7 protein-coding genes and 1 tRNA gene are annotated in these 9,190 nt (G+C 39.5%); 5 read left to right on the forward strand and 3 right to left on the reverse strand.

Annotated elements, in window-relative coordinates; genetic code table 11:
• Nucleotides 1-320: 320 nt before the first annotated feature.
• Together ACFFIP_RS15930 and ACFFIP_RS15935 are read right to left on the reverse strand one after the other, a co-directional pair.
• Nucleotides 321-470 carry a GIY-YIG nuclease family protein gene (locus ACFFIP_RS15930; protein ID WP_382388700.1) on the reverse strand — a complete coding sequence of 50 codons (150 nt, stop codon included), beginning with the start codon at nt 468-470 and terminating at the stop codon, nt 321-323.
• Nucleotides 471-519: 49 nt separating this feature from the next.
• A tRNA-Ile gene (locus tag ACFFIP_RS15935) sits at nt 520-593 on the reverse strand.
• A gap of 92 nt (nt 594-685) precedes the next feature.
• Between ACFFIP_RS15935 and ACFFIP_RS15940 the strand changes: the two genes are divergently transcribed.
• From ACFFIP_RS15940 to ACFFIP_RS15960, 5 genes are all read left to right on the forward strand, one after another.
• Nucleotides 686-1,312, forward strand: a complete 627-nt coding sequence (locus ACFFIP_RS15940) for an HAD family hydrolase (RefSeq protein ID WP_382388701.1) — start codon at nt 686-688, stop codon at nt 1,310-1,312.
• A gap of 91 nt (nt 1,313-1,403) precedes the next feature.
• On the forward strand, nt 1,404-2,075 hold the full coding sequence (locus ACFFIP_RS15945) for a hypothetical protein (RefSeq protein ID WP_382388702.1): 672 nt from the start codon (nt 1,404-1,406) through the stop codon (nt 2,073-2,075).
• Nucleotides 2,076-2,295: 220 nt separating this feature from the next.
• Complete coding sequence (locus tag ACFFIP_RS15950) at nt 2,296-5,520, forward strand: S41 family peptidase (RefSeq protein WP_382388703.1); 3,225 nt, start codon at nt 2,296-2,298, stop codon at nt 5,518-5,520.
• Between the two features lie 135 nt (nt 5,521-5,655).
• Complete coding sequence (gene ypfJ, locus ACFFIP_RS15955) at nt 5,656-6,564, forward strand: KPN_02809 family neutral zinc metallopeptidase (protein ID WP_382388704.1); 909 nt, start codon at nt 5,656-5,658, stop codon at nt 6,562-6,564.
• 115 nt (nt 6,565-6,679) lie between these two features.
• On the forward strand, nt 6,680-7,465 hold the full coding sequence (locus tag ACFFIP_RS15960) for a PhzF family protein (RefSeq protein ID WP_382388705.1): 786 nt from the start codon (nt 6,680-6,682) through the stop codon (nt 7,463-7,465).
• A gap of 299 nt (nt 7,466-7,764) precedes the next feature.
• On the opposite strand, the gene ACFFIP_RS15965 is transcribed toward ACFFIP_RS15960, so the two are convergent.
• Nucleotides 7,765-8,844 (reverse strand): 3-oxoacyl-ACP synthase III family protein, encoded by a 1,080-nt coding sequence (locus tag ACFFIP_RS15965; protein ID WP_382388706.1) that lies wholly within the window; start codon nt 8,842-8,844, stop codon nt 7,765-7,767.
• Nucleotides 8,845-9,190 lie beyond the last annotated feature (346 nt).

Below are 9,190 nucleotides of genomic sequence, written 5' to 3' on the forward strand. Positions count from 1 at the left end.
TGATAGCACTTCGGTAACGATTTTTCTCCTAGCGTCTTCAGAGAATTTTTCTGTTTCTTGCATTTTGTCCGATTATAGGTTTACAATTTTTAATTAAATTGTGTCAACCTATTTCAGTACACGACCCTCGAACCAGGGACCCCCTGCCCCGAAAGCTTTCGGGGGAGTCAGATGCTTTTATATTTTAATAGCAGTTTGTTTCCTATTTCAGGATATTTTAAAAGATTTTGGATATAGATTTTTGACTTCATTTTTTTGATATGAAGCTCGATATTTCTGGCCTGTTGAAAAGATTCACATTCCATGCTCCAGAATAAGTTTCAATCATCGGCTTTCTGTGTAAAGTTGAGTTTTCCGAAGCGCTTTTGAAGGTGATTCTCAAATCTTTCTTCCACAAGAAGAGTTGTGATTCCAGTATAAAACCGATCCAGCTTTGTTGAATAGAGTATATATACAAAAGACTTTACCATTTCCTAAAAAATGAAAAAAACCGCTTAGAATACCTAAGCGGCTTGGGGGTGGGCCCACCTGGGCTCGAACCAGGGACCCCCTGATTATGAGTCAGATGCTCTAACCGGCTGAGCTATAGGCCCGACACATTTGCTAAGATTAAATTTAAAACTTCGCCTTGCAAATGGGACTGCAATGTTACATATTTGGTTTTAATTATACAACCAACCTTATCATGAAAAAGCTTGAAAATATCGATTTTTTAATATTCGATTTAGGGAATGTTATTATTGATATTGATTATGATTTCAGTATCAATGAGTTAAAAAAACTACTTCCTGAACATAAATTTGAACTCACCAATCAATTTTTTCCCTCTAGTATTCACAAGGATTATGAAAGGGGATTAATCACCTCTGAGCAATTTAGAAATGAAATCAGACTGATGTTTCAGGAAGATTTTACTGATGCACAGATTGACCATGTTTGGAACAGTCTTTTAAAAGATATTCCTCGTGAAAGGATTGACCTGCTCAATGAATTACGGAAAATCTACGGCACGGCCGTACTCAGCAATACCAATGAGATTCATATCGATAAATTTGACGAGTTACTAAAGGAACAAACTGGAATAAGTTCCATCAATACGCTTTGCGACAAGGTTTTTCTTAGCCATAAAATGGGACTAGCAAAACCTGATCCAGCGATTTATTTATCAGCACTCAGTGATATTGGAATTCCTGCAAATCGGGTACTTTTCTTTGATGATCTTCTTGCTAATTTAGAAGGCGCAAAAAGTGTGGGAATTCATACCCATCATATCAACCACAAAAAAGGATTGGTTGAATTCTTTGAAATTTAAATCAAAGAACCACAAAAAAATTTAATTGTTAAATCAATAGGTACATTGATTTTCTTCATAGATTAGAGACCATCAACTTGGAATTTAGTCTATGAAGAAACTACTGATTTACTGGATACTATTTTTCTGCTCATTCGGAGCTATTGCTCAAAAAAGCAAGAATTCATTACCCATTATTCCGGCCGATCAAATCAATCAATTGTTGGTTCTAGAACCTGTTACTTACATTTCCCTTATCAATAAAGGAAATCAATCCGAACCCAGTGATTCAATTGGTCAGATTTCCAAAGCACTTTGGATGGATTTGGTAGCGGCAAATCAAGGAAGAATACCAATAGGTAAAATGATAGCTGATATTTCTGACCATGAAAAAGCATTTTATAAAAGTGAGGTAGAAGATTTGTTTGTAAAAGCAGACAATAGGAAAACATCCCCAAACCTTAAAATCCCGCCGCTCTTGTATCAAATCATGGAAGAAAACAATAGCCGCTATGTCATGCTTTCATATTTGTCCGGTTTTACAAGAAGAAAGGGAAATATGGGCGGTCAAGTGGCCAAATCCATAGGCATTGGCATTTTAACTATGGGTATGTATGCCCCCGTTCCTGTAAAGGCATATTCCAATATTTATGTGTTGATTTTAGACAAAGAAACCAGCCAGATAGCTTATTATAAAAAATCATTATTGGCTGAAAAAGAGCCTCTTGAGCAAAAGGTGTTAAGTAAACAGTTCAATCAAATATTCAAAGGCTATTTCTTCTAATCAAGTAGTCAAAGGTTAAATAGGATCAGCTGAATAATGCTATAAACCCCAATCGTAAATTCAATTTACGAACTCTAAAAATTTCAGGCTTCATAATACTACAGTTAAAGCACTAAAATCTAAGAATTGACCAACAATCCAGTAGTGCTTCATCCTGTAATTTTTTGATATGTAACTTCTAATATTTTGGCTATTTTCGGGCAAACTATTTAGATACGTTATGCAATTGATAAAAATTTGTTTGACATTGTTCTTCATTGGAATGATCAGCATTTCCATGGCAGAGGACAATCCAAAATGGCTCAGGTATCCTGCCATATCACCAGATGGATCCAAAATAGCATTTACCTATAAAGGCGACCTTTACCTGGTTCCCACTGCAGGCGGTAAAGCCACGCAATTGACCTTCCATCAAGCCCATGATTTCATGCCGGTTTGGAGTAAAGACGGCAAACAGATTGCCTTTGCCTCGGACCGTTATGGCAATTTTGACGTATTCGTTATGGACGCAGAAGGTGGACAGGCGAATAGGTTGACCTATCATTCAAATGATGAAATGCCTTATTCTTTTTCCACTGATAACCAATCGGTCATCTTCGGTGGCGTGAGACAAGATTTGGCGGAGCATAGACAATATCCTACAGGCTCACAGCCCGAACTTTACCAAGTGTCGGCCAAAGGCGGTAGAGTAGATCAGGTTTGGACCATTCCTTCTGAGTATGTCCAGGTAAGCAAGGATGGAAAAAGGATGGTGTACCATGACAAAAAAGGTGGGGAAAATGAATGGAGAAAGCGTCATCAGTCTGCCATCACCCGAGACATTTGGATGTATGATGCTTCCAGTAATACCCATAAAATGATAACTTCTTTTGCAGGGGAAGACAGAAACCCTGTTTTTGCACCAAGTGGTAATGATATTTACTATCTGAGCGAGGAAAACGGTAGCTTTAATGTGTTCAAAACCAATCTGGAAAACCCTTCACAAAAGCAGGCCTTGACCTCATTGAAGGATTTTCCAGTTAGGTTTTTGACGATTGCTGACAATGGTACCATGAGTTTTTCATACGATGGGGAATTGTATACTTTCAGAGAAGGTAGCCAACCACAGAAAGTAGAAGTTTCCATCAAGACCCAGCCGATTTCCAATTCTGACAGCTATATCAGCATCAATGGCGGCGTAAGAGAAATGTCCATCTCGCCCGATGGAAAAGAAATCGCATTTATAGCGAGAGGAGAGGTTTTTGTTACCTCTGTCGACGGGTCCCTGACCAAAAGGATAACCAACACACCACAGCAAGAGCGTTTTGTGCAATTTGGGCCAGATGGCAAGTCCATTGTCTATGCTTCTGAGCGCGATGGTAGATGGCAGATTTACCAGACCAAAAAAGTGAGGGAGAAGGAAGAGCCTTTCTTTTTCGCTAGTACTTTGTTGAAAGAAGAAGCTTTGGTGAGCAATGACCATGACAATTATCTGCCCCAGTTGTCACCTGACGGCAAAAAATTGGCCTATGTAGAAGCCAGAAAAACCTTGAAAGTCTTGGATTTAGCTACAAAATCTACTGTGACATTGATGACCCCGGATGAATTTTTCCACATGCAGGACGGTGACAAATATTTTACCTGGAGTCCGGACAGCAAATGGTTGCTCGCTGAATACAGACCTACATTGGCAAACGGTGAAGTAGTATTGTTAGATGCAACAGGTAAAAAACCACTGGAAAACCTTACCCAGAGCGGTTATGGTGATAGTAGACCTAAATGGGTGAATGGAGGAAAGCAAATGATTTGGTTCTCCAACAGAGATGGACTGAAAGGGTTTGCTACCAGCGGAGGATCTCAGAATGATGTATTTGCCATGTTCTTTACCAAAGAGGCTTTTGATAAGTTCCGCATGAGCAAGGAAGATTATGATTTGATGAAAGAGGTGGAAAAAGCCGGTAAAAGCGGTGAGGAGAAAAAAGATGAAAAGAAAGATGAAAAAAAGGTTGAAGATGTTCAGATTGATTGGGATGACTTGAGAGAGAGAAAATCCAAATTGACCATTCATTCTTCTGCATTGGGTGATGCCGTAATCGATAAGGATGGAGAGAAGTTGTATTACCTGGCAAGATTTGAAAAAGGTATGAACCTTTGGAGTACCGACCTGAGAACCAAAGAAACCAAAATGGAACTGAAGCTTGATGCCGGATTTGGTAGGTTGGAATGGGACAAGGAAATGAAAAATCTTTATCTCTTGTCAGATGGCAGCATTGCAAAAATAACCAATAATGGCAGCAAAAGAGAAGCCATCAAAATTGCAGGTGAAATGACTTTGGATTCAGATGCAGAGAGAGCGCATATGTTTGAGCACATTCGTATAAGGACTAAAGGTGCATTTTACACATCTGATTATCATGGCGTAAATTGGGATGAGCTGGCTGATCAATATGAGAAATACCTTCCATATATCGGTAATAGCTATGAGTTTGCAGAAATGGTTTCTGAGCTTATCGGTGAACTGAATGTTTCCCATGCTGGTGCCAGATTCAGCAGGAGCATACCGCAGGCTGACGCCACAGCATCTTTGGGTATTTTCATGGATTACAGTCACAAGACAGATGGGATCAAAATTGCAGAAATCCTGAAAGATGGTCCTTTGGATAAAGCTGGCTTAAAATTACAGGCAGGCATGATCATCGAGAAGATTGATGGAGACGTCATTGCCCTTGATAAAGATGTAGCCCAGTATCTAAACAGAAAAGCAGATAAGTTTACCTTATTGGAGGTTTTTGATCCAAAAACCAATACTCGCCAACAGGTAACAGTGAAGCCTATCACTTTGGGTCAGGAAAACCAATTGCTGTATAAGAGATGGGTGAAGAAGAACCAGGAAGAAGTAGATAGGTTGAGTAATGGTACTTTAGGATATGTCCATATACCAGGTATGTCAGATGGTCCGTACAGAACTACTTACGAGGAAATGATGGGGAAATACCACGACCGTAAGGGTGTAATTGTGGATACGCGTTTCAATGGGGGAGGAGACCTTGTGGCGGACTTGGCTATGTTCTTTACAGGTGAGCGGTTTATCACATATGCCAATGAAGATAGGGAAGTAGGCTATGAACCTACATTCAGGTGGACTAAACCGACTCTAGCCATGTTCAATGAAGCTAATTATTCAGATGGACATTGTTTTGCTTGTGGTTATACTGATTTGAATATTGGGAAGACAGTAGGAATGCCTACTCCTGGTACCTGTTCATTTGCAGGTTGGGAAATGTTACCTGATGGAGGCCGTTGGGGTATTGTGCCTATTTCTGCCAAAAACAAATCAGGCGAATGGATGGAAAACAATGAAACGAAGCCGCAGTTTCAAGTGAAAAATATGCCTGGTAAAATCGATAAAGGCGTAGACCAACAATTGGAAAAGGCGATTGAAGAGTTGTTGAAAGATGTAAAGTAATTCATCAAATTAAATCAATTATAAAGTAAGAAACCTTTGGTCTCGCGTTCGTGGGATCAAAGGTTTTTTTATTGATCAGTTTTTCAACTCTTGCTTATAATTGATTAAATTATAGACAATTAAAAACAAGACATCATGAAATGGCAAGGCAGACGCAAAAGCAGCAATATTGAAGACCGTAGAGGTCAAAAAGCCCAAAACTTTGGTGGTGGTGGCGGAGGTTTCAATCCGATGTTACTAGGACCAATAATCAAGATTCTTTTTTCAAAAGTTGGTTTGATATTAGTGGGCTTGTTTTTACTTTTTACCTTTTTGACTGGCACCAATCCTCTTTCTTTGATTACCCAGTTTCTTGGAGGTGGTGGGCCCTATACAGAAGTAGCAGATCCTAATTATCGCCCTAGTGCCCAAGAGCAGGAACTTGCCGAATTTACGGCTGTGGTTTTAGCGGACACGGAAGATGTTTGGCATGAACTTTTTGAGGGTTACAGGGAACCTGTTTTAGTCCTCTTTTCAGGAGCTGTCAATTCAGCCTGTGGATTCGCTTCTGCTGCTACAGGACCATTTTATTGTCCTGGGGATGAGAAAGTTTATATTGACCTTAGTTTTTTTCAGGATATGGGTAAAAAGTTGGGTGCTCACGGTGACTTTGCCCAGGCCTATGTCATTGCACATGAAGTTGGTCACCATATTCAGAAACTGGATGGAACTTTGGCTCAGGTCCAATCTAAAAGGGGTACTATTCCGGAAGCAGAGTATAATCGACTGATGGTGAGATTGGAGTTACAGGCCGATTTCTATGCAGGTGTTTGGGCACATCATACCCAAAAAGTGAAAGGAGTACTTGAACCTGGTGACCTTGAAGAGGCTTTAAATGCTGCTAGTGCTGTTGGGGATGACAGGCTTCAGAAACAAGCTACCGGCAGGGTGGTTCCTGATTCTTTTACCCATGGTACGTCAGCACAAAGAGCAAGATGGTTTAAGCGAGGTTTTGATTATGGAGATGTAAGCATGGGGGATACCTTTAATGCCAGAGAACTGTAATTATTGTCATGCTTCAGATATAATCAAAAATTATGGTTGATAATGGTTGACCATGATGTTCTATTTTTAAAAGAATAGTTTCTTTATTTGCATTCCAAAACAAAACAAGATTTAAATGGAATTGAAAATATACCAGGTTGATGCTTTCTCAGAGAAAGTTTTTGGAGGAAATCCAGCGGCGGTTGTGCCTCTGGAAAAATGGCTATCAGATGATATACTCCAAAAGATTGCCTTGGAAAACAACCTTTCTGAAACCGCATTTTATGTCAAGGAAGAAGGAAGATACCTGCTCAGATGGTTTACCCCAACCGTTGAAGTGGACTTGTGCGGACATGCGACTTTAGCCACGTCCCATGTGTTATTTGAGCATGAAGGACATCAGGGGGATAGGATCAGTTTTTACTCATTCAGATCAGGAAATTTAAATGTCACAAAAACTTCAATGGGGTTGACCTTGGATTTTCCAACTGATACCGTTTCTAAAGCAATCTTAACCCAAGACTTGTTGGATTGCTTTATTCAAAAGCCAATTGAAGCTTACAGAGGTAATTCTGATGTGGTGTTGGTATTCAACGATGAAGAGCAAATAAAAAACATCCAATTTGACTTGTCCAAAATAGCCCAAGTGCAGGCAAGAGGAGTGATTGCGACTGCAGCAGGGGTAAAAGTGGATTTCGTGTCCCGCTTTTTTGGACCTCAAGTTGGTGTCCCGGAAGATCCTGTTACAGGTTCTGCCCATACTACTTTGACACCTATTTGGGCAGAAAAACTTGGTAAAAACAGGCTGACAGCCAAACAGCTTTCAACAAGAGGAGGAGACCTGTTTTGTGAATTATTGGGTGAAAGGGTGGCAATTTCAGGAAAGGCCGAGACCTATATGGAAGGGAGAATTTTTATATAGGCTGTTTTTGTGTGCTAAGTACCAACCGCCCCGGCGGACAAGATGTACGATGTGCCAAGAACCAAGTACAATTTACCATGAAAGAAACAGGAAGGGGTATGCTTTAATTTTCAAAAATTAAAGCATACCCCTTTTCCTAGTATTAATTTTTTTTGCTTACGTATTTTCTGCTTTGTTCCGCGATTCTTTAAAATATTTCAGAATACTTAACAGGTAGTCTGACTTGACTATTACAGTGGATTCTACTTTGTACATAGTACTTGGGGCATGGTACATCCTAATATGTACCAAGTATTCATTTAAGGCATTTTGTAGACAAAAGCATTCACATTCATGCCTGCGCCTACAGAAGCAAAAACCAAATAATCACCGGATTGTATATGATGATCAGGCATTTCGCCTCTCATAATCATATCATAGAGAATCGGTACAGTTGCTACAGAGTTGTTGCCGAGTTTGGAAATCGTCATGGGCATGATCTCTGATGAATCGATACCTTCTACGCCAAATATTTTAAAAACCCGCTGTATGATTGCCTCATCCATTTTGGCATTCGCTTGGTGGATCAATACCTTTTTGATGTCATGGATGCCAATTCCTGCCTTGTTGATGGTTTCCACTACGAGTTTGGGCACTGTATTTAGCGCATATTCGTATAATTTCCTGCCGTTCATTTTCATAAACAGGGTATTGTCCTCATATTCCGGATAATAGGAAATGTCCATTTTGAGGAAATGTGCTTCCGTGTAGGTATCTGATCTTGTTTTATGACAGATAATACCTACAGGTTCTGCTGATTCTACTGCCTCCAAGACGACAGCACCGGCACCATCTGAATAAATCATGCTGTCTATATCATGTGGATCAGCTATTCGGGAAAGATTTTCCGAGCCGATTACCAGTACCCTTTTCGCATCTCCAGATTTGATATAATAATTCGCCTGAATCACTCCTTGAACCCATCCAGGACAACCAAAAGGTAAATCATAGGCAACACAGTCCGGATTTTGGATTTTCAGATGATGCTTGACCCTAGAGGCCAGGGCTGGTACCAAATCCGATTTTTGGTTATTATAAAGAATATCCCCAAAGTTGTGTGCGACGATGATATAATCTAATGTTTCGGGATCGATCTTTGCGGATTCAATGGCTTCTTTGGCAGCAAAAAAACCCATATCTGAAGTGTTTAATTCAGGTTTGAGGTAACGCCTTTCTTGGATATCGGTGATTTCCTGAAATTTCCGTACTATTTCCTCATTTGGTTTTGTAATTTTTTCTCCTCTTTCATTGATAAAACTTCGGGTGAGGAAATCTTCATTTTTGACAACTACATCCGGGATGTATTTGCCCGATCCAATGATGACAGAATAAAGGGACATACTTTAATTTGTACTGGTTGAAAGATTGGTAATGAATTTGAAATGTAGAAAAAATGAATGAAAACATATAACAAAAATAGAAATGAATTTGATTAGCCGTTTTATTGCGGAATAAACTGATTGTAACCATTATATTTTCAAAATTTTCTAAAATAAACTGGTTAGAATGGGAAATTGACATTTTGTGTAATGCTCAACTGAACTTTTCAATCAATTTTTCGGGATAGTTCATTAAACTGTGTCTAAGGTTTAATCTTTCTTTCAGCCTACTGTCTTAGTTGCCTTAAGGCAACTAAGACAGTAGGCTGAAAATTCAGTTTTTTTGTGGCACCCTATCCGGGTACAG

It is taken from the genome of Fontibacter flavus, from assembly GCF_042432905.1.
Lineage (GTDB): Bacteria > Bacteroidota > Bacteroidia > Cytophagales > Cyclobacteriaceae > Fontibacter > Fontibacter flavus.

Coding starts and splice junctions, on each gene's coding strand:
- ACFFIP_RS15930 (WP_382388700.1), bottom strand. CDS start 470: ATGGTAAAGTCTTTTGTATATATACTCTATTCAACAAAGCTGGATCGG.
- ACFFIP_RS15940 (WP_382388701.1), top strand. CDS start 686: ATGAAAAAGCTTGAAAATATCGATTTTTTAATATTCGATTTAGGGAAT.
- ACFFIP_RS15945 (WP_382388702.1), top strand. CDS start 1,404: ATGAAGAAACTACTGATTTACTGGATACTATTTTTCTGCTCATTCGGA.
- ACFFIP_RS15950 (WP_382388703.1), top strand. CDS start 2,296: ATGCAATTGATAAAAATTTGTTTGACATTGTTCTTCATTGGAATGATC.
- ypfJ (WP_382388704.1), top strand. CDS start 5,656: ATGAAATGGCAAGGCAGACGCAAAAGCAGCAATATTGAAGACCGTAGA.
- ACFFIP_RS15960 (WP_382388705.1), top strand. CDS start 6,680: ATGGAATTGAAAATATACCAGGTTGATGCTTTCTCAGAGAAAGTTTTT.
- ACFFIP_RS15965 (WP_382388706.1), bottom strand. CDS start 8,844: ATGTCCCTTTATTCTGTCATCATTGGATCGGGCAAATACATCCCGGAT.